The organism is Mycobacterium sp. 4D054, from assembly GCF_052245755.1.
Lineage (GTDB): Bacteria > Actinomycetota > Actinomycetes > Mycobacteriales > Mycobacteriaceae > Mycobacterium.
The window spans coordinates 1-671 of record NZ_JBQQCF010000166.1 but is presented as its reverse complement, the minus strand read 5'-3'; the positions used below and the strand labels follow the sequence as shown (position 1 = coordinate 671).

1 pseudogene is annotated in these 671 nt (G+C 61.5%); it reads left to right on the top strand.

The features are described from left to right. Positions 1-671, top strand: a pseudogene (locus tag ACTWP6_RS30410) (hypothetical protein); the annotation flags it as partial.

The window sequence follows — 671 nt, the reverse complement described above, 5'->3', positions numbered from 1 at the left end:
ACCTTCACTGCCACTGAGGGTGGGTTGTCGCGTTCGATCACGGTGTCGGTGGTCGATGACACCGACAAAGAGAGCCTGGTCCCGGGTGCTGCGGTGGTGACGGTGATCGGGTTGCCGCCGGCCATCACGGTGGGTGGTTTGCCGATTTTCCGGTTGGGTGGTTCCCCCGTCAAGGTCGTGTCGTCGGTGAGCATTCTCGATGGGGATTCGGAGAACCTGTCGAAGGCGACGCTGACCATTGGTGGTCTGTCGTATCGCTCCGGGGATGTGCTGAGCTTCAGCGGTATTGAGGGAAATCCGATCACCGCCTCGTGGGACGAGACCACCAGAACACTGACGCTCTCGGGTGTGGCGTCGATTGAGCAGTACGAGGCGGCGATCAAGGCCGTCACTTTTAGTGCAACTGAGGGTGGACTGTCTCGGACGGTGTCGGTGTCGGTGGTCGATGACACCGACAAGGAGAGCCTGGTTCCCGGTGCTGCGGTGGTGACCGTGATCGGATTGCCGCCGGCCATCACGGTGGGTGGGTTGCCGATCTTCCGGCTGGGTGGTTCCCCCGTCAAGGTCGTGTCGTCGGTGAGCATTCTCGATGGGGATTCGGAGAACCTGTCGAAGGCGACGCTGACCATTGGTGGTCTGTCGTATCGCTCCGGGGATGTGCTGAGCTTCAG